Consider the following 26,059-nt stretch of genomic DNA (forward strand, 5'->3'; position numbering starts at 1 on the left):
GTTCAGCTGGCCGAAGCCGCCTTGGGCAGAATGTCGTTGGCGACCATTTCACCGAACGGACTCACGTAGTTGGCGCCTTCCGGCAGCGCCGGGCGGTTCACCTGCAGATGGGGGAACAGCAGCTCGGCGACGCGATAAGATTCTTCGAGGTGTGGATAACCGGAGAAGATGAAGGTATCGATGCCCAGCGCGGCGTATTCCTTGACCCGTTCGGCGACCGTCGGACCATCACCGACCAGCGCGGTGCCGGCACCGCCACGCACCAGGCCAACGCCGGCCCAGAGGTTGGGTGACACTTCCAGGTTGTCCTTGCTGCCGCCGTGCAGGGCGGCCATGCGCTGCTGGCCGACCGAATCGAAGCGCGCCAGGGACGCCTGGGCGCGGGCGATGGTGTCGTCGTCGACATGGGCGATCAGTTTGTCAGCGGCCTTCCAGGCCTCTTCATTGGTCTCCCGCACGATCACGTGCAGGCGAATGCCGAAACGCACTTCGCGGCCCTGAGCCTTGGCCTTCTCACGCACCTGGGCGATCTTCTCGGCCACCGCGGCGGGCGGCTCGCCCCAGGTCAGGTACAGCTCGACCTGCTCGGCGGCCAGGTCCTGCGCCGCTTCCGAAGAGCCGCCGAAATACAGCGGCGGGCGTGGTTGCTGAACAGGCGGATAGAGCAGCTTGGCGCCTTTGACCTGAATGTGTTTGCCGTCGTAATCGACTACCTCGCCTTCCAGCACGCGGCGCCAGATGCGGGTGAATTCGACCGAGGCTTCGTAGCGCTCGGCATGGGACAGGTTGAGGCCGTCACCGGCCAGCTCGTCCGGGTCACCGCCGGTTACCAGGTTGAATAGCGCGCGGCCACCGGACAGGCGATCCAGTGTCGCCGCCTGGCGCGCCGCCACGGTCGGGGAAATGATCCCCGGCCGCAGGGCAACGAGGAATTTCAGCCGCTGGGTCACCGGGATCAGCGAGGCGGCGACCAGCCAGGAATCCTCGCAGGATCGCCCGGTGGGGATCAGTACGCCGCCGAAACCCAGGCGGTCGGCGGCCTGGGCAATCTGCTGCAGGTAGCCGTGGTCGACGGCTCGGGCCCCTTGCGAGGTACCGAGATAGTGGCCATCACCGTGGGTGGGCAGGAACCAGAAGATATTGAGGCTCATGGAGTGGTCTCCTTGGAAATCGCGATGCCCCCGCCCTACAGGTAGGGGCGAGGGTTCATTGCTGGGCGACCTTGGTGGCCGGGGCATGCCAGATCACGTCGCTGATGTTCAGCTTTTTGGGAATCAGCTTGAGCGCGGTAAAGGTGTCGGCGATCTTCTGCTGGGCCTCGACCACCTCAGGGGTGATCAGTTGGGCACCGTAGCTCTGGCGCTCCACGGCCAGGCGGGTGATGTCCGCCGACAGACCGAGCAGCGGCGCGACCTGAGCAGTGGCCGCATCGTTATTGGCCTTGACCCACTCGCCGATGGCGCGGATTTCCTCGACCAGCGCCTCGATCACTTCCGGGTGCTTTTCGGCATAGGGGCGGGTCGCCAGGTAGAACTGGTGGTTGCTGACCAGGCCCTTGCCGTCGACCAGAGTGCGCGCCTGCAGCTGCTGTTCGGCGGCGGCCTGGAAGGGATCCCAAATCACCCAGGCATCGACGCTGCCACGCTCGAAGGCGGCGCGGGCATCGGCGGGCGGCAGGTAAACCGGCTGGATATCGCTGTATTTCAGGCCGGCCTCTTCCAGGGCACGCACCAGCAGGTAGTGCACGTTGGAGCCCTTGTTGAGGGCGACCTTCTTGCCCTTGAGTTCGGCGACCGACTGGATCGGCGAATCCTTGGCGACCAGGATGGCTTCGCTGGTCGGTGCTGGCGGCTCGAAGGCCACGTAGAGCAGATCCGCACCCGCGGCCTGGGCGAACACCGGCGGCGTTTCGCCAGTGGTGCCGAAGTCCACCGAGCCGACGTTCAGCCCTTCGAGCAGTTGCGGCCCGCCGGGAAACTCGGTCCATTTGACGTCGATGCCCTTGGCGGCCAGGCGCTTTTCCAGCGCGCCGTTGGCCTTGAGCAGCACCAGGGTGCCGTACTTCTGATAACCGATACGCAATGTCTCGGCCTGGGCTTGGGTGATGGCGCCGAAGGAAATGGCCGCGGCAAACAAGGCGACCAGACTCCGACGCAGGGTGACAGTGCGCATGGCGCTCTCCTCTGCATTGAGTGTGTGGCCACCTGCTGCCTCGTTGACGGGCTAGTAAGGTGGGGCGGCAGCGAACTGCCTGGGATCTGTAGGTTGGCTTGCTTCAGGCGCTCCAGCGCCCACTGAGCAGACGCTCGTTCAACACACCCGGCTCGATGGGCCGGGGTCGGCGATTGAGCGCCTGAATCAAATGTTGCAAGGCGTCGTCCAGACGCTGTTCCAGGGCCGGCGCCAAGTCGCCGCCGTCCTCGGTGTAACTGATCTGGCTGTCATCGGCGAACACGCCGTGCAGCACTTCCTGGGCCTTGAGCGCGGACAGCACCGGCTTCAGGGCGTAATCCACCGCCAGCATGTGCGCGCTGCTGCCACCGGTGGCAACCGGCAGCACCACCTTGTGGTGCAACGCGCGCTCGGGCAGTACGTCGAGCAAGGTCTTCAGGGCACCGGAAAACGACGCTTTGTACACCGGCGTCGCCACCACCAGGCCATCGGCAGCGGCCACATGAGCTTGCAGCCCCTGGATTCGCGGGCTGTCGAAGCGGGCAAAGAGCAAGTCTTCGGCCTCGAAGTCGCGCACCTGATAAGTCACCACTTCGACACCATGGGCCTGCAGCCACTGCCTCGCCTTACCCAGCAACACGTTGGAGCGTGACCTCAGGCTCGGGCTGCCGCCGAGAAAAACCACCAACATGAGACGTCCTTATTTGTTGGGCTGCGGGGTGAGACGCAGGTAAGGCTTCACGGCGCGATAGCCTTTGGGGAAGCGCTGCTTGATCTCGTCCTCGTCCTTGAGCGACGGCACGATCACCACCTCGTCACCGTCCTGCCAGTTGGCGGGCGTGGCCACCTTGTGGCTGTCGGTGAGCTGCAGCGAATCGATCACCCGCAGGATTTCATGGAAGTTGCGCCCGGTGCTCGCCGGGTAGGTGATGGTCAGGCGCACCTTCTTGTTCGGGTCGATGACGAACAGCGAACGCACCGTCAGGGTGTCGTTGGCATTGGGGTGGATCAGGTCGTAGAGCTCGGACACCTTGCGGTCGGCATCGGCGAGGATCGGGAAGTTGACCGCGGTGTTCTGGGTCTCGTTGATGTCGCCGATCCACTTCAGGTGCGAATCGACCGGATCGACGGACAGGGCGATGGCCTTGACGTTGCGCTTGGCGAACTCGTCCTTCAGCTTGGCGGTGAAGCCCAGCTCTGTGGTGCACACCGGGGTGAAGTCGGCCGGGTGGGAAAACAGGATGCCCCACTGGCTGCCCAGCCACTCGTGGAAACGAATGCGGCCTTCACTGGAATCCTGCTCGAAGTCGGGGGCGATGTCGCCCAGGCGAATGCTCATGGGTGTGCTCCTCAGGTGAGTCGTTGCGTGGCGCTCACTATGCTGAGGATCGGAAAATATTAAAAAGAATAAATAATGATTTATTTATAACAAAAAACAAGGACTCGCTCGGCACACGAGCCCCCATCGTTGCGCTCAATCGCGTATTCGCGCCGGGTTGCCGACCACCGTGGCACCCGCTGGCACGTCGCGGGTCACCACGCTGCCCGCACCGATCAGCGCATCGTCGCCCACCGTCACGCCCGGCAGGATCAACGCCCCGGCGCCGATCCAGACGTTGCGGCCAATGGTCACCGGCCGCCCGAACTCCAGGCCGGATTCGCGCTCGGCGGCGTCGCGCGGATGATCGGCGGTGAGGATCTGTACGCCCGGGCCGATCTGCGTCTTGTCGCCGATGCTCACCGCCACCACGTCGAGAATCACGCAGTTGAAGTTGATGAACACGCCATCACCCAGGCTGATGTTGAAGCCGTAATCGCAGTGAAACGGCGAACGCACCACCACGCCCTTGCCGACCGCTGCCAGGCGCTCGCCCAGCACCTGATTGCGCTCGGCCTGCGACAGCCCGAGGTTGCCGTTGTAGCGCGCCAACCAAGCCATGGTCGCGGCGCTTTCGGCTTGCAGTTCCGGGTCACTGGCCAGGTAGAGTTCGCCGGTGAGCATCTTGTGTTTTTCACTGAGCGCCATGGCGGGTTGCCTCCTTACGAATGTCCAGTAAAGAACACGGGGCGCAGGTGAGGTTCCGGCTAACCGGTCGACGGTCTCTACAACGACCCCGGCTCAGAACAGCTCCAATTGCCCGCCGATCAATGCGGTGAAGTCATCGTCCACGAACGGCAGGATGGCGTCGGCCACCGGCTGCAGCTGTTTGCTCAGGTAATGGCCGTAGTCGATGGGTGCGCGGCGCAGCTCCAGCGGTTCCGGGCCAGCGACGCTGATCACGTAGCTGATCCAGCCGCCGCTCTGGTATTGGCGCGGGCGGCCCTGCTCGTCGTTGTGAGCATCGGCCAGACGCGCGGCGCGCACGTGGGGCGGCACGTTGCGCTGGTAGTCGTCGAGGCGCCTGCGCAGGCGTTTGCGGTACACCAGACGCTCTTCGAACTCGCCAGCCAGGGTGCGTTGCACGTAATCGCGCACGTAGTCCCGGTAGGGCTGGCCCTTGAAGATGCGCAGATACAGCTCCTGCTGGAATTGCTGGGCCAGCGGCGACCAGTCGCTGCGCACGGTTTCCAGCCCCTTGAAGACCATGTCCTCGCGGCCATCGGCGCGACGGATCAACCCGGCGTAGCGCTTCTTGCTGCCCTCCTCCATGCCGCGGATGGTGGGCATCAGAAAGCGGCTGAAGTGGGTTTCGAACTGCAACTCCAGGGCGCTCTGCAAGCCGAATTCGTTCGCCAGGTGCTCGCGCCACCAGGCGTTGACGCCCTGCACCAGGCCACGGCCGATACGCTCGGCGTCTGCCTCCGAATGAGCGCGGCGCAGCCAGACGAAGGTGGAGTCGGTGTCGCCGTAGATCACCGTGTGGCCTTCGGCCTCGATCAGCTCGCGGGTACGGCGCATGACCTCATGACCGCGCAGGGTGATGGACGACGCCAGGCGGGTATCGAAGAAGCGGCAGCCGCTGGAGCCGAGCACGCCATAGAAGGCGTTCATGATGATCTTCAGCGCCTGGGACAGCGGTGCGTTGCCGGCGCGCTTGGCCGCCTCACGCCCCTGCCAAACGCGCTCGACGATGGCCGGCAGACAATGCCTGGTACGCGAGAAACGCGCGCCGCGAAACCCCGGAATCGAGTGTTCGTCGTCGGGCTGGCGCAGGCCCTCGACCAGCCCCACCGGGTCGATCAGAAAGGTGCGGATCAGCGATGGATACAGGCTCTTGTAGTCGAGCACCAGCACCGACTCGTAAAGCCCCGGCCGCGAATCCATCACGAAACCGCCGGGGCTGGCCTCCGGTGGGCGCTCGCCCTGATTGGGCGCGACGAAGCCCTGGCGGTGCATCAGCGGCATGTACAGGTGGCTGAACGCCGCCACCGAGCCGCCGCTGCGATCCACCGGCAAACCGGTGACCGTGGCCCGTTCGAGCAGGAAGGTGAGCAGCTCGGTCTTGGCGAAGATGCGCGTGACCAGCTCGCAGTCCTTGAGGTTGTAGCGGGCCAGGGCCGGCTTGTCCTCGGCGAACATGCGGTTGATCTCGTCCATGCGCTGATAGGGGTTGTCGATCGCCTTGCCCTCGCCGAGCAGTTGCTGGGCGACGCTTTCCAGGCTGAAGGACTGGAAGCTCCAGGTCGCCGAACGCAGCGACTCGATGCCATCGATGATCAGCCGGCCCGGCGCGCTGGCGAAGAAATGCTGCTTGGAACCGTGCTCGCGCCAGCTCAGCAATTCGCCGCCACGGCCCAGGCGCAACGGCACCTGCAGGCGCTGGGCATGTTCGTGCAGCACGCGCAGGTCGAATTGCACCACGTTCCAGCCGATGATGGCGTCCGGATCAAAGCGCTCCAGCCAGCCGTTCAGCGCCTCCAGCAGCGCGGCGCGGCTATCCAGATAGTCGAGATCGAAATCGACTTCGGCGTGGCCATTCGGCGGCCCGAGCATGTACACCTGGCGCTGGCCGCAGCCTTCCAGTGCGATGGAATACAGCTCGCCCCGGGCGGTGGTCTCGATATCCAGGGACACCAGTTTGAGCTGCGGGCGGTAGTCCGGCGCTGGCTTGAGCTGCGCGTCAACCAGCACGCCGTCTACCGTCGCGGTGCCACCAAACAGCACCGGGGCAGTGATGAAGCGCTCCATCAGGTAGCGCTCGGGCGGGCGGATATCGGCCTCGTAAACGGCCACACCGCCCTGGCGCAGGGTCTGTTCAAGCTGGAGCAGCGGGCGTTGCTGCCGGCAGTACAGACCGAGCACCGGCCGTTGATGAAAGTCGCGCAGCTGCAACGGGCGTAGTTCGAACTGCTTGTCGCCGGCGATCAGCGCTTCGGCGCGGGCGCGCTGTTCGGCAGGAATGAAGGCCACCGAGGTTTGCGGCGGCAGGCGCACCAGGCGCGGACCGGCGTCGGTCGACAGCCAGAATTCCACCTGGCTGCCGGCCGGCGTGTCGCGCCAGTGCCGGGTCAGGACGAAGCCCTGCTGTAGATCCACCCTGCCACCTCGAATGCTGTTCAGGGTGCGATGGTAACCCGGCGGCGCAACGCCTGCAGAATGGGGTTAAATGGCCGCCAGGTTTTGTACGGAGGCTCGCCATGCCCCTCGATCATCAACAGCTGCAACAGATCACCACCCGCACGCTGGCCCATTACCAGACCGGCGCCGAAGACTTTCGCGAGGGCACCCGCGACCACGACGTCAGCCAGAACATCGCGGCGCTGCTGCGTCATGTGCAGGGCAGCGCGCCATTGAGCATCCTCGACTTCGGCTGTGGCCCGGGTCGGGATCTGCGCGCCTTCAAGGCCCTGGGCCACCAGCCTGTCGGCCTCGACGGCTGCCCCGAATTCGTCGCCATGGCCCGCGCCGAGAGCGGCTGCGAAGTCTGGCAGCAGGACTTTCTGGCCCTGGATCTGCCGGCCGAACGCTTCGACGGCATCTTCGCCAATGCCGTGCTGTTCCATATTCCGAGCCAGGAGCTACCGCGCGTACTAGGCGAGCTGCACGGCAGCCTGAAGCCCGGCGGCGTGCTGTTCAGCTCCAACCCGCGCGGCGATAACCAAGAAGGCTGGAGCGGCGAACGCTACGGCGCCTGGCATGACCTGGCCAGCTGGCGCCGCCTGCTCGACGCCGCCGGTTTCGAGGAACTGGAACATTACTACCGCCCTACCGGCTTGCCCCGTGAGCAGCAACCGTGGCTGGCGAGTGTGTGGCGCAAGCGGGAGATGGTTTGATTCGACGGGCGACGGTTCTGGCCATCCGGAGCCACCACGTGAGAACGAACCATCCGCACGATTTTCGCGCGCGTGGCCCGCTCCCACGGAGATTGGTGATAAGTCTTGGCTCCGTGTGAAGGCACTCGAGGCATTACCGCCCAGGCGCTAGAAGCTGTGATGCCGCGCTTCTGTGGGAGCGGGCCATGCCCGCGATTTCGCGCGCGTGGCGCCGCGCCCACAAAAGCTTTCTGCCAACCGCTCCTACCTTGAAACGTCCTAAATCTCCACCTGCGTCCCCAGCTCGATCACCCGATTCACCGGTAGCCGGAAGAAACCCAGCGAGCTGCCAGCGTTCTTCTGCAGCACAGCGAACAGGCGCTCGCGCCACATGGCCATGCCGATACGTTCGGAGGGAATCACCGTTTCCCGGCTGAGGAAATAGGTGGTCTGCATCGGCGGGCAGTCGATGCCCCTTTCACTCAACTGGGCCAGGGCTTGAGGGATGTCCGGCGCCTCGAGGAAACCGAAGCGCAGGCGCACGCGATAGAAGCCCTGGTCGTAGGCCTCCAGATCGAAGCGTTCGGCCAGCGGCACCCGCGGGCGATCCTCGTAGAGCACGGTGAGCAGCATCACCCGCTCGTGCAGCACCTGGTTGTGCAGCAGGTTGTGCAACAGCGCATGGGGCACCACTTCGACCCGGCTGGTCAGGAACACTGCCGTGCCGGTCACCCGATGGGGCGGTTGCAGGGCAATGCTGGCGATGAAGTCGCGCAGCACCAGGGAATGTTCGTCGAGCCGCTCGAGCACCAGTTGGCGACCGCGTTTCCAGGTGGTCATCAGGCCGAACAGCAGCAGGCCGACGACCATCGGCACCGCTCCGCCGCCGATGATCTTCGGCACGTTGGCGGCGAAGAAGATACCGTCGACCAGCAGGAATACCGCCAGCAGCGGCACGGCCAGCACCTTCGGCCAGCGCCACAGCAGCAGGATCACCGACGACACCAGCAGCGTGGTGCACAGCATGGTGCCGGTCACCGCCACGCCGTAGGCGCCAGCCAGGCCACTGGACGACTGGAAGCCGAGCACCAGCAGCACCACACCGACCAGCAGCATGCTGTTGATCAACGGAATGTAGATCTGCCCCTGCTCGGCGCTGGAGGTGTGCAGGATCTGCATGCGCGGCACGTAGCCAAGCTGGATGGCCTGGCGAGTCACCGAGAAGGCGCCGGTGATCACCGCCTGGGAGGCGATGATGGTGGCCAGCGTCGACAGGCCGATCAGCGGGATCAGCGCCCAGCCCGGTGCCAGCAGGTAGAACGGGTTGCGCACCGCTTCGGGGTCGCCAAGCAGCAGCGCGCCCTGACCGAAGTAATTGAGGATCAGGCACGGGAATGCCAGGAACAGCCAGGCATGCACGATGGGCTTGCGGCCGAAATGGCCGAGATCGGCGTACAGGGCTTCCGCGCCGGTGATGGTCAGCACCACGGCGCCCATCACCGTCAGGCCGAGCAGCGGATTGGCGATGAAGAACTGCAGCGCCCAATAGGGATTGAGCGACAGCAGCACGTCTGGACGCTGCACGATGCCATGCACGCCCAGGGCGCCGAGCACCAGAAACCACACCACCATCACCGGGCCGAACAGGTAACCGATGCGCGCGGTGCCATGGCGTTGCAGCAGAAACAGCGGAATCAGGATCACCAGCGCCAGCGGCACCACCCAGTGGTCGATACCGTCGACCACCAGGCCGACACCTTCGACTGCGGAAAGCACCGAGACCGCCGGCGTGAGCATGCTGTCGCCGTAGAACAGCGCGGCGCCGAACAGGCCGAGCATGATCAGCACGGTACGCAGCAGCGGATAATCGGCGGCCGCCCGTTGCGCCAGGGCGGTGAGCGCCATGATGCCGCCCTCGCCACCGTTGTCGGCACGCAGGATGAACATCACGTACTTGACCGTGACCACCAGGGTCAGCGACCAGAAGATCAGCGACAGGATGCCCAGCACGCTGGCCTGGGACAGGCCGACGCCGTAATGCGGCGAGAAGATTTCCTTGAGGCTGTACAGCGGGCTGGTGCCAATGTCGCCGTAGACGATACCGACGGCGCCGACCAACAGGGCAATGGGCGAGGTACGGGAGGGGGTGCTCACGTTGCAGGTATCCGTGATGAACTCGATTACCCTTAGGTATACGCCGGCTTTACGCGCGCGGCAGCTTTACGTCACGCAGTTTTACGGCTTTTTTACGCGCAGGCGCGCTTCTTTACGCCAACCTTGCACGACGCCATGATCTGCCCACGCCCCGCACCGGAATTGCGCATGCCTACCGCCACCGATCGCCTCACCCGCCGCACGCCAGCGCCGGCACGCGACTACCTGCTGGCCGCCCTCGCCGCCGGGCTAGGCTGCCTGCTGGCGCTGGCCATCTCAAGCTGGCTGGACCTGCCGAACATCTCCCTGGTGTTTCTCGCCGTGGTACTGGTGGTGGCGGTGCGCAGCAGTGTCGGCCCGGCCCTGCTGTGCGCCCTGCTGTCGTTCGCCGCCTACGGGTTCTGCTTTCTGCCACCGACCTGGTCAGTGGTGGTGCAGCGCGAGCAGGACGTGCTGACCCTGATGTTCTTCCTGCTCATCGCTCTGCTGACCGGCAACCTCGCCGCCCGCCAGCGCCAGCAGTTCCGTGACCTGCAGGTGGCCCAGCGGCAGACCGAAAGCCTGCTGGGCTTCGCAGGCAGGCTGTCCAGCGCCCAGGACCAGCGTGACCTGCTGGCCGCCATGCTCAGCCAGCTGGACCTGCCGGCCGAGCGCCTGTGCCTGCTCAGCCGCGACGCCCAGGGCAACTGGTATCAGGCCGACGGCAGCCGGCTGGCGCTCAGCGAGCTGGAGCGCATCAGCGCCGAACACGCCTGGCAGAGCCGCCAGGCGCGCGGTTACGACAGCCACAGCCTGACTCATCCACACTGGTGGTGGTGGCCATTGATGGACAACGATCAGCCACTGGCGCTGCTGGGCATGCGCACCGCCCAAGGCGACCCGCCAGCGGGTGAGCAGCGCCAACTGATCGACGTTCTGCTGCCGCTGCTGGCCCACGCCCTGGCCCGTGTGCAACTGGTCGAGACCCTCGGCCATACGCGCCTGCAACATGAAACCGAGCGCCTGCGCAGCGCCCTGCTCGCCTCGGTGTCCCACGACCTGCGCACGCCGTTGACCGCCATGCGCGGCAATATCGAAACCCTGCAGCTGTTCATCGACAGCCTGGACGCGGCGACCCGCGACGACCTGCTGCAAAGCACCGCCAGCGAAGCCTCGCGCCTGGATCGCTACATCCAGAACCTGCTGGACATGACCCGCCTGGGCCACGGCGGCCTGCACCTGGAGCGCGACTGGGTAGCCGCCAGCGACCTGCTCGCTGCCGCCCTGCAGCGTCTGCAGCCGGTGCTGCAGCACCTGCAGGTGCGTATGGATGTACCCGCCGACCTGCCGCTGCTGTGGGTGCAGGGTGCGCTGATCGAACAGGCGCTGGTCAACGTGCTGGACAACGCCGCGCGCTTCTCGCCGCCCGGCGGCGTCATCGACATCCGCCTGAGCCACGATGGCGAGACGTTCAGCTTCGCCATCGCCGACCAGGGGCCGGGGATCCCCGCCGACGAACAGGCGCAGATCTTCGACCTTTTCTACACCGCAGCCCGAGGCGATCGCGGCGGCCAGGGCACCGGCCTCGGCCTGGCGATCTGCCTGGGCATGCTCAACGCCCACGGCGGCACGGCGCGGGTTGAATCGATGCCCGGCCAGGGCACCACCCTGATCCTGCAACTGCCCCTGCAAGCCCCTGACGAGAACCCGGCATGACTGAAGCGCGCATCCTCCTGGTCGACGACGAAGCGGCGATCCGCAAGTTCCTGCGCATCGGCCTGCAGGCCCAGGGCTACCAGGTACTGGAGGCCGACTGCGGCGAGGCGGCCCTGCGCCTGGCGGCCCTGGAACAACCCGACCTGGTGGTGCTCGACCTCGGCCTGCCCGACCTGGACGGCCAGGAGGTACTGACCCGCCTGCGCGAATGGTCCGCCGTGCCGGTGCTGGTGCTGTCGGTGCGCGCCGGCGAAAAGGACAAGGTGCAGGCCCTGGACAACGGCGCCAACGACTACGTCAGCAAGCCCTTTGGCGTGCAGGAATTTCTCGCCCGGGTGCGCGCCCTGCTGCGCAGCCGGCCAGCGGGCGAAAAGCCCGCCGCAGCCCTCGCCAGCGGCCCGCTGCGGGTCGACTTCGCCTTTCGCCGCGTGACCCTGGATGACCAGGAAATCAGCCTGACGCGCAAGGAATACGCGGTACTCGAAGCCCTCGCCCGTCACCCCGGCATGGTCGTTACCCAGCAGCAACTGCTGCGCGACATCTGGGGCCCGACCCACATCGAGCACAGCCACTACCTGCGTATCGTCATCGCTCATCTGCGCCAGAAGCTCGGTGATGACCCGGCGGCGCCGCGGCTGATCATTACCGAAGCGGGTGTCGGCTACCGGCTGATCGCCTGAGCGCCTGTTCATGATCTTTCAGCCCAGATTCGTCGATTTTGGCAGCTAAGTGGCGGGAGCGGTCGTTATCCGATCCATTGTGGGAGCCGCGACCTCGCGGCGAATCGCTCAGCCACCGCCGAAATAGGCAGTCAGGCTGCAATCGTTTCGCCCCGAGGTCGGGGCTCCCACAGGTTGGTTTGAGTGTCTGCTTCTGCCTTGCAGTTACCGCTTCATGCGCATATCGATCGTGAACAGGCCCCAAGAAACCTGGGCACGCCGACAACTCCACGCGCTCTGTTAGACTCGGGAAACACCCCTTGCCGGAGAACACGATGCCCAAGGTCGGAATGCAGCCGATCCGCCGCTCCCAGCTGATTGCGGCAACCCTGGAAGCCGTCGACCAGGTTGGCATGAGCGATGCCAGCATCGCCTACATCGCGCGGATTGCCGGCGTATCGAACGGCATCATCAGCCATTATTTCCAAGACAAAAACGGCCTGCTAGAGGCGACCATGCGTCACCTCATGCAGGCGTTGCGCGAGGCGGTACATGCACGTTATCGGCTGCTGCGCGAAGACACCCCACGGGCACGCCTACGCGCCATCATCGACGGCAACTTCGACGAAACCCAGGTCAGCGGCCCGGCGATGAAGACCTGGCTGGCGTTCTGGGCCAGCAGCATGCACCAGCCGGCCCTACGCCGCCTGCAGCGGGTCAACGACCAGCGCCTGTATTCCAACCTGTGCGGCCAGTTCAGCCGCGCCCTGCCGCAAGCACAAGCCCGCGCCGCCGCCCGCGGCCTCGCAGCGCTGATCGACGGCCTGTGGCTGCGCGGCGCACTGACCGGCGAGAACTTCGACACCCGCCAGGCCGCGCAGATCGCCTACGACTATCTGGATTTGCAGCTCGCCAAGGCGGACTGAGCCCAACCATCTCCAAGTTCCAGCCCAGGCTCGCCGATTCTGGCAGCTAAGTGGCGGGAGCAGCCGTTCGCGAAAATTGTAGGAGGGGCCGGGCGGCGCTCCGCTTTAGCCCCGAGCTCTTTGTCCCCAATAAAGCTCGGGGCTAAAGCCCCTCCTACAGAGATTGTTCGTCGAGAGCCTCCGCAAAAAACCTGAAACCCAGCATCTATGCCGCATCTGGCACGGTTTCGGTCGTCCCCAGGATTCTTTATTGATTGATCGATCAATAAAAATAAAGTAGGCTGTTTTTTGACCAACTCGGCTGACATCCCTTTTCACCTCGCTCAGTCGATCCATTCGGCAAGGCGCCCGACACGCGTCTTGCCCCGATCAGGAGGACGCCCCATGGCCCGATTCGCAGACCAGCAGCTCTACATTGGCGGCCAGTACGTCGACGCCAGCAGCGGTACCACCTTTCAAAGCATCAACCCGGCCAACGGCGAGGTGCTGGCCAACGTGCAGCGCGCCAGCCAGGACGACGTCGAACGCGCCGTGGCCAGCGCCGAACAGGGCCAGAAGGTGTGGGTGGCGATGACCGCCATGCAGCGCTCGCGCATCCTGCGCCGCGCCGTGGACATCCTGCGTGAGCGCAACGATGAGCTGGCCGAGCTGGAAACGCTCGATACCGGCAAGCCGCTGTCGGAAACCCGCTATGTCGATATCGTCACCGGCGCCGACGTGCTGGAGTACTACGCCGGCCTGATACCGGCCATCGAGGGTGAACAGATCCCGCTGCGCGACACCAGCTTCGTCTACACCCGCCGCGAACCGCTGGGCGTGGTCGCCGGCATCGGTGCCTGGAACTACCCGATCCAGATCGCCCTGTGGAAATCCGCGCCGGCCCTGGCCGCCGGCAACGCGATGATCTTCAAGCCCAGCGAAGTCACCTCGCTGACCGCTCTGAAGCTCGCCGAAATCTACACCGAGGCCGGCGTGCCGGACGGCGTGTTCAACGTGCTGACCGGCCTGGGCGCGGAGGTCGGCCAGTGGCTGACCGAGCATCCGCGCATCGAGAAGATTTCCTTCACCGGCGGCACCGTGACCGGCAAGAAGGTCATGGCCAGCGCCTCCAGCTCGTCGCTCAAGGAAGTGACCATGGAGCTGGGCGGCAAGTCGCCGCTGATCGTCTGCGAAGACGCCGATCTCGACCGCGCCGCGGACATCGCCATGATGGCCAACTTCTACAGCACCGGTCAGGTGTGCACCAACGGTACCCGGGTATTCGTACCCCGCGCCCTGCAGGCGCGTTTCGAGAGCAAGATCGTCGAGCGGGTCAAACGCATCCGCCTGGGCAACCCCCAGGACGACAACACCAATTTCGGCCCGCTGGTCAGCTTCGCCCACATGGAACGCGTGCTCGGCTACATCGAGCAAGGCCGCCAGCAGGGCGCGCGCTTGCTGATCGGCGGCGAGCGCGTCATCGACGGTGACTACGCCAACGGCGCCTACGTGGCACCCACGGTATTCACCGACTGCCGTGACGACATGACCATCACCCGCGAGGAGATCTTTGGCCCGGTGATGAGCATCCTCGTCTACGACAGCGAAGACGAAGTGATCCGCCGCGCCAACGACACCACCTACGGCCTGGCAGCCGGCATCGTGACCCGCGACCTGAACCGCGCGCACCGAGTTATCCACAAGCTGGAAGCGGGCATCTGCTGGATCAACACCTGGGGCGAGTCGGCGGCCGAGATGCCGGTCGGCGGCTACAAGCAATCCGGCGTGGGCCGCGAGAACGGCCTGACCACCCTGGCCCACTACACGCGCATCAAGTCCGTGCAGGTCGAGCTGGGCGACTACGCCTCGGTGTTCTGATCGCCACCACGGAGTGGGAGCAGCCGGGCAGCGCACCGCTTAGCTGCTCACACGAGAAAGTCGCAGTCCCGTAGCCCGGATGCCATCCGGCAACAGTCACCGTGTTCTCCCGGACCACAGCCGGGTAACAGGAGGAGCCATGACTCAGGAATTCGATTACATCATCATTGGCGCCGGCTCGGCCGGTAACGTGCTGGCGACCCGCCTGAGCGAGGATGCGGATGTCAGCGTACTGCTGCTCGAAGCCGGTGGCCCTGACTACCGCCTCGATTTCCGCACCCAGATGCCTGCCGCTCTGGCGTTTCCCCTGCAAGGCCGCCGCTACAACTGGGCCTACGAAACCGACCCGGAGCCGCACATGGGCAATCGCCGCATGGAATGCGGGCGCGGCAAGGGCCTGGGCGGCTCGTCGCTGATCAACGGCATGTGCTACATCCGCGGCAACGCCATGGACTTCGACAACTGGGCCAAGCAGCCCGGCCTGGAAGACTGGAGCTACCTGGACTGCCTGCCCTATTTCCGCAAGGCGGAAAGCCGCGACACCGGCGCCAACGACTACCACGGCGACAGTGGCCCGGTCAGCGTGACCACGCCCAAGGCCGGCAACAACCCGCTGTTCCACGCCATGGTCGAGGCCGGCGTGCAGGCCGGCTACCCGCGTACCGATGACCTCAACGGTTATCAACAGGAAGGCTTCGGGCCGATGGATCGCACCGTGACGCCCGAAGGCCGTCGCGCCAGTACCGCCCGCGGCTATCTGGATCAGGCCCGCGAGCGACCGAACCTGACCATCGTCACCCACGCCACCACCGACCGCATCCTGTTCGATGGCAAGCGCGCCAATGGCGTCGCTTACCTGATCGGCAATGCGAACGAGGCGACCATCGCCCATGCCCGCCGCGAAGTACTGCTGTGCGCCGGTGCCATCGCTTCGCCGCAGATCCTGCAACGCTCCGGCGTTGGCCCCGGCGAATTGCTGCGCAGCCACGACATCGACGTGGTGCATGACCTGCCGGGCGTTGGCGAGAACCTGCAGGATCACCTGGAAATGTACCTGCAGTACGCCTGCACCCAGCCGGTGTCGCTGTACCCGGCGCTCAAGCTGCTCAACCAGCCGGGCATCGGCGCCAAGTGGCTGTTCGCGGGGGATGGCATCGGTGCCAGCAACCAGTTCGAAGCCGGCGGTTTCATTCGCTCGCGCGCGGAGTTCGAATGGCCAAACCTGCAGTTCCACTTCCTGCCGGTGGCGATCAACTACAACGGCAGCAACGCGGTCAACGAGCATGGCTTCCAGGCTCACGTCGGTTCCATGCGCTCGCCGAGCCGTGGCCGCGTGCAGTTGAAATCCAGGGATCCGCGCCAGCACCCGAGCATCCTGTTCAACTACATGAGCAGCGAGCAGGACTGGCAGGAGTTCCGTGACGGCATCCGCCTGACCCGCGAGATCATGAACCAGCCGGCGCTCGACCCGTACCGCGGCCGCGAGATCAGCCCGGGCGCCCACGTGCAGACCGACGAGGAACTGGACGCCTTCATCCGCGAGCACGCGGAAACCGCCTTCCACCCGTCCTGCTCCTGCAAGATGGGCTCGGACGACATGGCAGTGGTCGACGGTCAGGGCCGCGTGCACGGCCTCGAAGGGCTGCGCGTGGTTGATGCGTCGATCATGCCGGAGATCATCACCGGCAATCTCAACGCCACCACCATCATGATCGCCGAGAAAATCGCCGACCGTATCCGCGGTCGCCAAGCGCTGCCGCGCAGCACCGCGCCTTACTACGTGGCCAACGGCGCGCCGGTACGCCGCACCCCGCAACGGGTGGTCGAGGACATGCGCTCGGCCTCCTGAGCCAACTGACACCCCCCGCGCCTGAATCAGGGCGCGGTGTGCCCATTTGTTGCGACATTTGTCGCCAAGTTGGGTCAAACTGTTTCAGCCATCGCTGATCACCAATCGCCATGACCCTGCTCGACGCCCGTACTGCCCGCTTGCTGCCCTGGATCGTCGCCATCGCATTCTTCATGCAGACGCTGGACGGCACCATCCTCAACACCGCCCTGCCGAGCATGGCGGCGGACCTGTCCGAAGACCCGCTGCGCATGCAGTCGGTGGTCATCGCCTACATGCTCACCGTGGCGCTGCTGATTCCGGCCTCCGGCTGGCTGGCCGATCGCTTCGGCACGCGGCACATCTTCTTCGGGGCCATCGCCCTGTTCAGCCTCGGCTCGCTGCTGTGCGCAGTCTCGCAGTCACTGACCATGCTGGTGATCGCGCGCATCATCCAGGGCCTGGGCGGCGCGCTGATGATGCCGGTGGGTCGTCTGGTGGTACTGCGCGCCTACCCGCGTACCGAGCTGGTACGCATCATGAGTTTCATCACCCTGCCCGGCCTGCTCGGCCCGTTGATCGGCCCGACCCTGGGCGGCTGGCTGGTGGAGTACGCCAGCTGGCACTGGATCTTCCTGCTCAACCTGCCGGTCGGCGCCCTGGGCTGCTGGGCCGCCTACCGCTTCATGCCGGAGCTGCGCGGCAGCGAGCGCACACGCTTCGATCTGCTCGGTTTCCTGCTGTTCGGCGCCAGCATGCTGCTGATCACCATGGCCCTCGAAGGCCTTGGCGAACTGCACCTGCCGCACATGCGCGTGGTGCTCCTGCTGCTCGCCGGCCTGGCCTGCCTGGCCGCCTACTGGCTGCGCGCCGGGCGCACGGCCCATGCGTTGTTTCCGCCGCGGCTGTTCAACACCCGCAGCTTCGCGGTGGGCATCTTCGGCAACATCTTCGCGCGTCTGGGCACCGGTGCATTGCCGTTCCTCACGCCACTGCTGCTGCAACTGGGCATGGGCTATTCGCCGGCCCAGGCGGGCATGAGCATGATTCCCCTGGCGCTCGCCGCCATGGCCATGAAGCCGTTGGCCAAGCCGCTGATCGACCGCCTCGGCTACCGCCGCATCCTGACCTTCAACACCGTGCTGCTGGGCCTGCTGATCACCAGCATGGCGCTGGTCGACGGCCAGACCTCGCACCTGCAGCTGGCCATCCAGCTGAGCCTGATCGGCGCCTTCAACTCGCTGCAGTTCACCGCCATGAACACCGTGACCCTGATCGACCTGCCCGACAGCGAGGCGAGCAGCGGTAATGGCCTGCTGTCGGTGGTGGTCCAGCTGTCGATCAGCATGGGCATCGCCACCGGCGCGGCGCTGCTCAGCGGCTTCAGCCTGGACAACGCGGATGCGGCCGATGGCGTGCTCAGCGCGTTCCAGGCCACCTACCTGTGCATCGGCCTGCTGACGATCCTGGCAGCGGGCATCTTTCTGCAGCTATCGGCGGAGGACGGGCGCAGTGCCAGGCGCGTGAAGGTCGACGTCGACGAATGACGAGCAGTCGGCAGGCCATGACGTGGCGCCTGTTACACTAGGGCTCTTTCCGAACGCTCTTCAGGCCCGTACCGTGACCGCCACCGCTTTTTCCTCGCTTGCCCTGTCGCCCGCCATGCTGGCTAACCTCGAGTCCCTCGGTTACGCGCAGATGACGCCCATCCAGGCGCAGAGCTTGCCGGTGATGCTCAAGGGCTTGGATCTGATCGCCCAGGCCAAGACCGGTAGCGGCAAGACCGCGGCCTTTGGAATCGGCCTGCTGGCGCCGCTCAACCCGCGCTACTTCGGCTGCCAGGCGCTGGTGCTCTGCCCGACCCGCGAGCTGGCCGACCAGGTCGCCAAGGAGCTGCGCCGCCTGGCCCGCAGCGAAGACAACATCAAGATTCTCACCCTGTGCGGCGGCGTGCCCATGGGCCCGCAGATCGGCTCGCTGGAGCATGGTGCGCAGATCATCGTCGGCACCCCGGGGCGCGTGCAGCAACACCTGGCCAAGGGCACGCTGAAGCTGGACGGTCTCAACACCCTGGTGCTCGACGAAGCCGACCGCATGCTCGACATGGGCTTCTACGACAGCATCGCCGAGATCATCGGCCAGACCCCGGAGCGTCGCCAGACGTTGTTGTTCTCGGCCACTTACCCGGCCGGCATCAAGCAGCTGTCGGCGACCTTCATGCGCAATCCGCAGCAGGTCAAGGTCGAGGCGCTGCACGACGACAGCCAGATCGAACAGCGCTTCTACGAAATCGCCCCGCAAGAGCGCATGGACGCCGTGGTCAAGCTGCTCAACAGCTATCGCCCGACCTCCTGCGTGGCCTTCTGCTTCACCAAGCAGCAGTGCCAGGAGGTGGTCGACCACCTCACCGCCAAGGGTATCTCCGCCGCCGCCCTGCACGGCGACCTGGAGCAACGCGAGCGTGACCAGGTGCTGGCGATGTTCGCCAACCGCAGCCTGTCGGTACTGGTCGCCACCGACGTGGCCGCACGCGGCCTGGATATCGACGGCCTGGACATGGTGATCAACGTCGAACTGGCGCGTGATTCGGAAATTCACATCCACCGTGTGGGCCGCACCGGCCGTGCAGGCGAGAAAGGTCTGGCCATGAGCCTGGTTGCCCCGGCCGAAGGTCATCGCGCCCAGGCCATCGAGAACCTGCAGAAATCGCCGCTGAACTGGCACCCGCTGAGCAGCCTGAAACATCAAGGCGGCGCGCCGCTGCAGCCACTGATGATGACGCTGTGCATCGGCGCCGGGCGCAAGGACAAGCTGCGCCCCGGTGATATTCTCGGCGCCCTCACCGGCGAGGGCGGTATCCCTGGCGCGCAGGTCGGCAAGATCGCCATTTTCGACTTTCAGGCCTACGTCGCCGTCGAACGCAGCCTGGCCGTGAAAGCGCTCAAATGCCTGAGCGAAGGCAAGATAAAAGGTCGCTCGCTGCGCGTGCGCACGCTTTAGAGCAGAGCGGGCATAGGGGGTTCGTGCGCAATATCCTGGTCATCGAAGACAGTCCGCTGGTGCTCAAGATCCTCGATCACCTGTTCCGCCAGGAGCCGGACCTGCAGCCGGTATTCTGCGCCTCGCTCGGCGAAGCCGAAGTGATGCTGGAAACCTCGGCAGACCTGTTCTTCGCCGCCATCGTCGACCTGCACCTGCCTGACGCGCCGGACGGCGAAAGCGTCGACCTGGTGATGCGCTATGCCCTGCCCTGCATCGTGCTCAGCGGCTCGTACAACGAGAAGCGTCGCGACGACCTGCTGCTCAAGGGCGTGGTCGACTACGTGCTCAAGGAAAGCCAGCATTCCTACGAGTACGCCTTTCGCCTGCTGCACCGCCTGGAGAGCAACAGCCAGGTGAAGATCCTGGTTGCCGAGGATTCCGAGGCCACGCGCAACTTCATCCGCCACGTACTGGCGCCCCATCGCTACCAGATCATCGACGCCCGCGACGGTGACGAAGCCCTGCGCATTCTCAAGGAACAGCCGGACATCGATATGCTGGTGGTCGACCACAGCATGCCGGGCATCAGTGGCTTCGATCTGGTCAAGCTGCTGCGCCAGAAGATGAAGCGCAACGACCTGGTGATTCTCGGCTTGTCCGCTGACACCAAAGGCTCGCTCAGCGCCATGTTCATCAAGCACGGCGCCGATGACTTCCTGCGCAAGCCGTTCTGCCCCGAAGAGCTCAATTGCCGAGTGATCTCCACCCTGGAGCGCCGCGACATGCTGCGCGCCCTCAAGAAGGTCGCGCAGTACGATGCCCTGACCGGCCTGAACAACCGCCGCGCCTTCTACGAGCAGGGCGTGCAGCAGTTCCAGCAGGCGCAGCGCGAAGGCTACGCGCTAAGCGTGGCGATGCTCGACATGGACCTGTTCAAGCAGATCAACGACGAGCACGGCCACGCCGCCGGTGATGCCGCACTGATCGCCTTCAGCCGCGCGTTCAGCGCCGCCTTCCCGGACACCTTGCTCGGTCGCCTGGGCGGTGAGGAATTCGCCATGGTCAGCGCGCAACCCGCCGAGCAACTGGGTCAGGCCTTGGACTTGCTGCGTGCGCACTGCAGGCAGCTGAAATACGCCGTGGGCGCCCCGCCACTGTCATTCAGCGCCGGTATCCACCACGGCCCACCGGAGGATCTGGAGAGCCTGCTGCACCTGGCTGACCAGCAACTCTACCAGGCCAAGCATCAGGGTCGCGGGCGCACCAACTGGTAGTCGGTGGTCACTGCAGACCATAGCGCTTCATGATCGCCGCGTAGCTGCCGTCGGCCTGCATGGCGGCGATGGCGGCATCGAAACGGCGGGCGATCTCGGCGTGCTCGCCGTGGGTGAGGCGAATGAGAATGTGCAGGCCATTCTCGCTCAGGGGCATCGGCAGGAATTCCAGATCATCGGCGATCGCCTTCAGCGAAGTAGCGAACAGGAAACGGGCGACGTACTCGTCCTCCAGCGCCAGATCCACCCGGCCACGCTGCACCATATGCGCCGCGCTCTCGAAGCTGCTGACCTCGACCCTCTGCAACTGGTCGTCGGCCACGAATGCCGGCGAATAGGCGTAGCCACGCCGTACGGCGACCTGATGGGCGTGCAGATCGGCGAGTTGATCGAAGACGATACCCGCGTCCCTGCGCTGCACCACGCGAACCCGGTTGACCAGATAAGGCGCGGAGAAATGCCCGAACGCCTCCCGCTCGTGGCTGAACCAGGCAGTGATCAATACATCGTAGTCGCCACGCTGTAGCCCCAGCACGGCGCGCTGCCAGGGTACCTCGCGGTAGTCGCTGGCATACCCGGCGCGGCTCAGCGCGGCGCTCACCAACTCCACCGCGACGCCATTGCCTGGCAAGCGCTGATCGGTAAACGGCGGCCAGCTGTCGGCAACCAGACGCAGGGGCTGCGCACTCGCAGCCCACGGCAACAGCACCAGCGACAGCAACCAGACGCGCCAGGTTTTCAATGGTGGCAAGCCCTGCAGGGTGGACGGGAAAGGGACCGCGATAGGACACAACGGCGAGGCCGATAAACAAGATAGCGGCAAATCGCCATCATGCCTTGCGATTGATGCTTATCACCTAGACTTGAACGGGGCAGCCGCAGTTCGAGAAAGCGTACCAGCCGGCCGCACGGAGGCCGGCGCCACAGTGCCCGCATGCCTTCAGGTAAACTGCGCCGTTTCGCGTCGGCCCAGCCATGCCCGGCGCCCAGCGTATGAGGAACGTGCCGTGCTTTCACCCCAGGTTGTCATCATCGGTGCCGGCGCCGCCGGGCTGATGTGCGCGATGACCGCCGCTGCCCGCGGTCGCCGCGTGCTGCTGCTCGACCACGCCAACAAGGCCGGCAAGAAGATTCTGATGTCCGGCGGCGGGCGCTGCAACTTCACCAATATGTACTGCGAGCCCGGCAACTTCCTTTCCCACAACCCGCACTTCTGCAAGTCGGCGCTGGCGCGTTTCACCCAGTGGGATTTCATCGCCCTGGTCGCCAAGCACGGCGTGCCGTACCACGAGAAGAAACTCGGCCAGCTGTTCTGCGATAACAAGTCCAGCGACATCCTCGCGATGCTGCTGGACGAGTGCCGGCAGGTCGGCGTCGATCTGCACCTGGATACCTCGGTGAGCGCCATCGAACGTGCAGGCGCCGGTTACCGCCTGGCTACCAGCCTCGGCGCGGTAGCCTGCGAGTCGCTGGTGATCGCTACCGGCGGGCTGTCGATCCCGACGCTGGGCGCCACCGGCTTTGGTTACCAGATCGCCCGCCAGTTTGGCCACGAACTGCTGCCGACCCGCGCCGGCCTGGTGCCTTTCACGCTTACCGACCCGCAATTGAAGACTCTGTGCACGGAGCTGTCGGGCACTTCGGTGGAAGATTGTCGCGTCAGCTGTAATGGCCAGAGCTTCGTGGAAAACATTCTGTTCACCCACCGCGGCCTCAGCGGCCCCGCTATCCTGCAGATCTCCTCCTACTGGCAGCCCGGCGACACGCTGAGCATCGACCTGCTGCCGCACATCGACCTGCCCGAATGGCTGCAGACCCAGCAGCGAGAGCGGCCCAACAGCGAACTGAAAACCCTGCTGGGCGAGCTGTTCACCAAGAAGATGGCTGGCCTGCTGGCCGACCAGTGGTTCGCCTCCAAGCCGATGAAGCAATACACCCCGGGCGAGCTGAAGACGATTGCCGAGCGCCTGGCCGACTGGCAGCTGGTGCCGGCCGGCACCGAAGGCTATCGCACGGCGGAAGTGACCCTGGGCGGGGTCGATACCCGCGAGGTGTCGTCCAAGACCATGGAGTCGCTGAAGTCGCCAGGGCTGTATTTCGTCGGCGAGGTGCTGGACGTGACCGGCCACCTGGGCGGCTTCAACTTCCAGTGGGCCTGGGCCTCCGGCTACGCCGCTGCGCAGTACGTGTAGGCGGGAACCGCCCATGAAAAACGCGCCAGATCAGGCCTTGTGAAAACGTAGCGAGCGAAGGTCAGGCAAGGCAAAAACCGGCGAAAAAGCGCAGTTTACGAGCTGTAAATGAGCATTTTGATTGGACTCGCATCCGAGCCGGTTTTTAACGCCGCATGACCGAGCGCAGTAGTTTTCACACGGCCTGATGGCGCGTTTTTTAATGGCTGAGGCGGGTTATGCGTCGACCCGATTGGCCTGCTCCGCACGCCCCTCGCCAGCGTAGGAAACCGCGGCGGTGAACACCACGTCAGTGTGGGAGTTCAGCGCCGTCTCGAAGGAGTCCTGCACCACACCGATGACGAAGCCGATGGCGACGACCTGCATGGCGATCTCGGTGTCGATGCCGAACAGGCTGGTGGCCATCGGGATCAGCAGCAGCGAGCCCCCGGCCACACCGGACACGCCTGCCGCCGCCAGGGACGACACCACGCACAGCAGCAATGCGGTCGGCAGGTCGACGTTGATACCCAGGGTATGGGTGGTCGCCAGCGCCATCACGGAGATGGTGATCGCCGCGCCGGCCATGTTGATGGTCGCCCCCAGTGGGATGGTGATCGAGTAGGTGTCCTTGTCCAGCTTGAGTTTCTCGCACAGACGCAGGTTGACCGGGATGTTGGCCGCCGAGCTGCGGGTGAAGAACGCCGTCACGGCGCTTTCGCGCAGCACGGTGAACAGCAGTGGGTAAGGGTTGCGGCGCATCTTCAGGTAGGCCAGCAGCGGGTTGATGAGCAGAGTCACGATCAGCATGCAGCCGACCATCACCATCAGCAGGCGGGCGTAGCCGTACAGCGCATCGAAACCGGACTCGGCCAGGGTGCTGGCGACCAGGCCGAAGATGCCGATCGGCGCCTGATTGATGACGAAACGCACCACCTGGGTGAAAGCGTTGGACACGTCATGCAGCATGGTGCGCGTGCTCGGTGCGGCGTGGCGCAGGAACAGGCCGAGGGCGACCGCCCAGGCCAGGATGGCGATGTAGTTGGAGGTATTGAGCGCCTGCACCGGGCCGACGAAGATGCTGGTCAGCAGGTTGTGCAGCACGTCGATGATGCTGCCCGGCGGGTTGCCTTCGGCCGAGCCGACGTCCAGCGACAGCATGGTCGGGAACAGGAAGCTGGCACACACTGCCAGGGCCGCGGCGCTGAAGGTGCTGATCAGGTACATCAGCAGCACCGGACGGATGTGGGTGGGCTGACCACTCTGGTGGGCCGCCAGGGACGAGATCACCAGTACCAGCACCAGCACCGGCGCAACGGCCTTCAGGGCGAGGACGAAGAGTTCGCCGAGCAGACCGACCTTGAGTGCGGCGTCCGGGGCGAAATAGGCGAGCAGAATGCCGAGTACCAGGCCGATGAAGATGCGTAGCACCAGGCTGGTATTCGAGTAGGCACAAGCAATGCGTTTAAGAGTATTCATGTTGTAGACGCTGTCCAGAATTCTAGGCTTGACGGCATTGGGGGGACAGGTCAGCAAGGGAATGAACCACGCCAACCGGGCAGGTCACCCCAAGACATCCGCCGATTATAAGGGACGGAACGGGTGACAGCGCTACCCAGGTGGTGTGCAAGGGTCTGTTCCGGTTTCACGCACGGCTCGCGTTGAAACCGGAACAGACTCAGGTCAGGCGCGGGCGTATTAGTTGGCGTTGGTTAGCCGGGCGGCTGCAATCAGCACTCGATGATATTGACGGCCAGGCCGCCGCGAGCGGTTTCCTTGTATTTGGTCAGCATGTCGGCGCCGGTTTCGCGCATGGTCTTGATCACCTTGTCCAGGCTCACGTAGTGCGCGCCGTCGCCGTACAGCGCCATGCGCGCCGCGTTGATGGCCTTCACCGAGGCGATGGCGTTGCGCTCGATGCAGGGGATCTGCACCAGGCCGCCGACCGGGTCGCAGGTCAGGCCCAGGTGATGCTCCATGCCGATTTCGGCGGCGTTCTCGACCTGCTCCGGGGTGCCGCCGAGTACCGCGCACAAGGCACCGGCAGCCATCGAACAGGCCACGCCGACTTCGCCCTGGCAGCCGACTTCAGCGCCGCTGATCGAGGCATTTTCCTTGTACAGGATGCCAATTGCCCCGGCGGTGAGCAGGAAGTCGATGATGCCACGGTCGGTGGCACCAGAAATGGCGTTGGCATAGTAATGCAGCACCGCAGGAATGATCCCGGCCGCGCCATTGGTCGGCGCGGTAACCACCCGGCCACCGGCGGCGTTCTCTTCATTGACCGCCAGGGCCCACAGGTTGACCCAGTCGAGCATGCGCAGCGGATCTTCGGTGTAGCTGCGCTGGAAGCCGCCCAGCTTGCGCGCCAGGATCGCCGCGCGACGTCGTACCTTGAAGCCGCCGGGCAGGATGCCCTCGGTGCGGCACCCACGCTCGACGCAGCCCTGCATCACCTTCCAGATGGCCAACAGGCCATTGTCGACTTCCTCGTCGGTACGCCAGTGGCGCTCGTTGCGACGCATGATCTCGGCGATGCCCACACCATACTCGCGACTCAGGCGCAGCAGGTCCGCACCGGTGCGAAACGGCAGCGGCAGCGCGGTGGCGTCCGGGGCGATCACCTTGTGCTTGGAGCCATCGGCGAGCACCGCCTCGCTGACCACGAAGCCGCCCCCCACCGAGTAATAGGTGGCCTCGTGCAGTTGAATACCGGCGGCGTCGAAAGCGGCGAACCGCAAGCCGTTGGCATGCAGGGGCAGTGCCTTGCGGATCATCTTCAGGTCGGTTTTTTCATTGAACGGTACCGCGTGACCGCCTGGCAGCACGATACGTTTGTCAGTGCGAATGGCGTCGATATAGCCGGCAACCTTTTCGACATCCACGGTATCCGGCTCGTAGCCGCTAAGCCCCAGCAGCACCGCCTTGTCGCTGCCATGCCCCTTGCCGGTGGCACCCAACGAACCATAAAGCTCGGCGACCACACGCACCACACCCGGCATGTGCCCCTGATTCTCCAGCGCATGGGTGAACAGGGCGGCCGCCCGCATCGGGCCAACGGTGTGTGAACTCGATGGGCCGATGCCCACTTTGAACAAGTCGAATACGCTGACGGCCATGGCTGATTTTTCTTCTGTTGGGGTGAGGA

Annotated in this window: 20 protein-coding genes; 10 read left to right on the top strand and 10 right to left on the bottom strand. The window is 65.1% G+C overall.

Annotated features, from left to right (window positions below; translation table 11 throughout):
- Positions 1–2 precede the first annotated feature (2 nt).
- From ssuD to BVH03_RS20610, 6 genes are all read right to left on the bottom strand, one after another.
- Positions 3–1,151, bottom strand: a complete 1,149-nt coding sequence (gene ssuD, locus BVH03_RS20585) for an FMNH2-dependent alkanesulfonate monooxygenase (protein WP_075962910.1) — start codon at positions 1,149–1,151, stop codon at positions 3–5.
- 55 nt (positions 1,152–1,206) lie between these two features.
- Complete coding sequence (locus BVH03_RS20590) at positions 1,207–2,172, bottom strand: sulfonate ABC transporter substrate-binding protein (RefSeq protein ID WP_075962911.1); 966 nt, start codon at positions 2,170–2,172, stop codon at positions 1,207–1,209.
- A gap of 103 nt (positions 2,173–2,275) precedes the next feature.
- Positions 2,276–2,863 carry an NADPH-dependent FMN reductase gene (gene ssuE, locus BVH03_RS20595; protein ID WP_075962912.1) on the bottom strand — a complete coding sequence of 196 codons (588 nt, stop codon included), beginning with the start codon at positions 2,861–2,863 and terminating at the stop codon, positions 2,276–2,278.
- A 9-nt stretch (positions 2,864–2,872) separates the two neighbouring features.
- Complete coding sequence (locus BVH03_RS20600) at positions 2,873–3,511, bottom strand: peroxiredoxin (RefSeq protein ID WP_075962913.1); 639 nt, start codon at positions 3,509–3,511, stop codon at positions 2,873–2,875.
- A gap of 135 nt (positions 3,512–3,646) precedes the next feature.
- On the bottom strand, positions 3,647–4,198 hold the full coding sequence (locus BVH03_RS20605; protein ID WP_075962914.1) for a sugar O-acetyltransferase: 552 nt from the start codon (positions 4,196–4,198) through the stop codon (positions 3,647–3,649).
- A gap of 93 nt (positions 4,199–4,291) precedes the next feature.
- The gene (locus BVH03_RS20610) at positions 4,292–6,649 is read right to left on the bottom strand and encodes a DNA polymerase II (RefSeq protein WP_075962915.1); all 2,358 of its coding nucleotides are present in this window, start codon (positions 6,647–6,649) and stop codon (positions 4,292–4,294) included.
- A 101-nt stretch (positions 6,650–6,750) separates the two neighbouring features.
- Between BVH03_RS20610 and BVH03_RS20615 the strand changes: the two genes are divergently transcribed.
- The gene (locus BVH03_RS20615) at positions 6,751–7,386 is read left to right on the top strand and encodes a class I SAM-dependent methyltransferase (RefSeq protein ID WP_075962916.1); all 636 of its coding nucleotides are present in this window, start codon (positions 6,751–6,753) and stop codon (positions 7,384–7,386) included.
- 258 nt (positions 7,387–7,644) lie between these two features.
- On the opposite strand, the gene BVH03_RS20620 is transcribed toward BVH03_RS20615, so the two are convergent.
- Complete coding sequence (locus BVH03_RS20620; protein ID WP_143486016.1) at positions 7,645–9,519, bottom strand: potassium transporter Kup; 1,875 nt, start codon at positions 9,517–9,519, stop codon at positions 7,645–7,647.
- 168 nt (positions 9,520–9,687) lie between these two features.
- Here BVH03_RS20620 and BVH03_RS20625 point away from each other — a divergent pair, with 168 nt between their 5' ends.
- The 8 genes from BVH03_RS20625 to BVH03_RS20660 all read left to right on the top strand — a co-directional run bounded on the left by BVH03_RS20625 (position 9,688) and on the right by BVH03_RS20660 (position 20,740).
- Positions 9,688–11,214 (top strand): ATP-binding protein, encoded by a 1,527-nt coding sequence (locus BVH03_RS20625; protein ID WP_075962918.1) that lies wholly within the window; start codon positions 9,688–9,690, stop codon positions 11,212–11,214.
- Positions 11,211–11,894, top strand: a complete 684-nt coding sequence (locus BVH03_RS20630) for a response regulator (RefSeq protein WP_075933483.1) — start codon at positions 11,211–11,213, stop codon at positions 11,892–11,894. Before BVH03_RS20625 ends, BVH03_RS20630 begins: the two co-directional genes overlap by 4 nt.
- A gap of 314 nt (positions 11,895–12,208) precedes the next feature.
- Positions 12,209–12,799 (top strand): transcriptional regulator BetI, encoded by a 591-nt coding sequence (gene betI / locus BVH03_RS20635; RefSeq protein WP_075962919.1) that lies wholly within the window; start codon positions 12,209–12,211, stop codon positions 12,797–12,799.
- Positions 12,800–13,183: 384 nt separating this feature from the next.
- Complete coding sequence (gene betB / locus BVH03_RS20640; protein ID WP_075962920.1) at positions 13,184–14,656, top strand: betaine-aldehyde dehydrogenase; 1,473 nt, start codon at positions 13,184–13,186, stop codon at positions 14,654–14,656.
- A 139-nt stretch (positions 14,657–14,795) separates the two neighbouring features.
- Positions 14,796–16,505, top strand: coding sequence for a choline dehydrogenase (gene betA, locus BVH03_RS20645; RefSeq protein WP_075962921.1), 1,710 nt, complete (start codon positions 14,796–14,798; stop codon positions 16,503–16,505).
- A 110-nt stretch (positions 16,506–16,615) separates the two neighbouring features.
- A complete protein-coding gene (mdtD, locus tag BVH03_RS20650) occupies positions 16,616–18,031 on the top strand; it encodes a multidrug transporter subunit MdtD (protein ID WP_075962922.1) in 1,416 nt (471 codons plus the stop codon).
- A gap of 73 nt (positions 18,032–18,104) precedes the next feature.
- Entirely contained in the window at positions 18,105–19,484 is a 1,380-nt protein-coding gene (gene dbpA / locus BVH03_RS20655; RefSeq protein WP_075962923.1) for an ATP-dependent RNA helicase DbpA, read from the top strand.
- A 23-nt stretch (positions 19,485–19,507) separates the two neighbouring features.
- Positions 19,508–20,740: a diguanylate cyclase domain-containing protein gene (locus tag BVH03_RS20660; protein WP_075962924.1), complete on the top strand. Its 1,233-nt coding sequence runs from the start codon at positions 19,508–19,510 to the stop codon at positions 20,738–20,740.
- 7 nt (positions 20,741–20,747) lie between these two features.
- On the opposite strand, the gene BVH03_RS20665 is transcribed toward BVH03_RS20660, so the two are convergent.
- Entirely contained in the window at positions 20,748–21,482 is a 735-nt protein-coding gene (locus tag BVH03_RS20665) for an ABC transporter substrate-binding protein (protein ID WP_075962925.1), read from the bottom strand.
- 265 nt (positions 21,483–21,747) lie between these two features.
- On the opposite strand from BVH03_RS20665, the gene BVH03_RS20670 reads away from it, so the two are divergent.
- Entirely contained in the window at positions 21,748–22,932 is a 1,185-nt protein-coding gene (locus tag BVH03_RS20670; protein ID WP_075962926.1) for an NAD(P)/FAD-dependent oxidoreductase, read from the top strand.
- Between the two features lie 216 nt (positions 22,933–23,148).
- Here the strand turns inward: BVH03_RS20670 and sstT are convergent, their stop codons facing one another.
- Positions 23,149–24,390, bottom strand: a complete 1,242-nt coding sequence (sstT, locus tag BVH03_RS20675; protein ID WP_075962927.1) for a serine/threonine transporter SstT — start codon at positions 24,388–24,390, stop codon at positions 23,149–23,151.
- Between the two features lie 251 nt (positions 24,391–24,641).
- Positions 24,642–26,030, bottom strand: a complete 1,389-nt coding sequence (locus BVH03_RS20680) for an L-serine ammonia-lyase (protein ID WP_075962928.1) — start codon at positions 26,028–26,030, stop codon at positions 24,642–24,644.
- Between the last annotated feature and the right edge of the window lie 29 nt (positions 26,031–26,059).

It is taken from the genome of Pseudomonas sp. PA15(2017) (assembly GCF_001945395.1).
GTDB lineage: Bacteria > Pseudomonadota > Gammaproteobacteria > Pseudomonadales > Pseudomonadaceae > Aquipseudomonas.

What these genes read in the sequence shown, in the direction of transcription:
- ssuD (WP_075962910.1), bottom strand. Translation starts at nt 1,151, where the DNA reads ATGAGCCTCAATATCTTCTGGTTCCTGCCCACCCACGGTGATGGCCAC.
- BVH03_RS20590 (WP_075962911.1), bottom strand. Translation starts at nt 2,172, where the DNA reads ATGCGCACTGTCACCCTGCGTCGGAGTCTGGTCGCCTTGTTTGCCGCG.
- ssuE (WP_075962912.1), bottom strand. Translation starts at nt 2,863, where the DNA reads ATGTTGGTGGTTTTTCTCGGCGGCAGCCCGAGCCTGAGGTCACGCTCC.
- BVH03_RS20600 (WP_075962913.1), bottom strand. Translation starts at nt 3,511, where the DNA reads ATGAGCATTCGCCTGGGCGACATCGCCCCCGACTTCGAGCAGGATTCC.
- BVH03_RS20605 (WP_075962914.1), bottom strand. Translation starts at nt 4,198, where the DNA reads ATGGCGCTCAGTGAAAAACACAAGATGCTCACCGGCGAACTCTACCTG.
- BVH03_RS20615 (WP_075962916.1), top strand. Translation starts at nt 6,751, where the DNA reads ATGCCCCTCGATCATCAACAGCTGCAACAGATCACCACCCGCACGCTG.
- BVH03_RS20625 (WP_075962918.1), top strand. Translation starts at nt 9,688, where the DNA reads ATGCCTACCGCCACCGATCGCCTCACCCGCCGCACGCCAGCGCCGGCA.
- BVH03_RS20630 (WP_075933483.1), top strand. Translation starts at nt 11,211, where the DNA reads ATGACTGAAGCGCGCATCCTCCTGGTCGACGACGAAGCGGCGATCCGC.
- betI (WP_075962919.1), top strand. Translation starts at nt 12,209, where the DNA reads ATGCCCAAGGTCGGAATGCAGCCGATCCGCCGCTCCCAGCTGATTGCG.
- betB (WP_075962920.1), top strand. Translation starts at nt 13,184, where the DNA reads ATGGCCCGATTCGCAGACCAGCAGCTCTACATTGGCGGCCAGTACGTC.
- betA (WP_075962921.1), top strand. Translation starts at nt 14,796, where the DNA reads ATGACTCAGGAATTCGATTACATCATCATTGGCGCCGGCTCGGCCGGT.
- mdtD (WP_075962922.1), top strand. Translation starts at nt 16,616, where the DNA reads ATGACCCTGCTCGACGCCCGTACTGCCCGCTTGCTGCCCTGGATCGTC.
- sstT (WP_075962927.1), bottom strand. Translation starts at nt 24,390, where the DNA reads ATGAATACTCTTAAACGCATTGCTTGTGCCTACTCGAATACCAGCCTG.
- BVH03_RS20680 (WP_075962928.1), bottom strand. Translation starts at nt 26,030, where the DNA reads ATGGCCGTCAGCGTATTCGACTTGTTCAAAGTGGGCATCGGCCCATCG.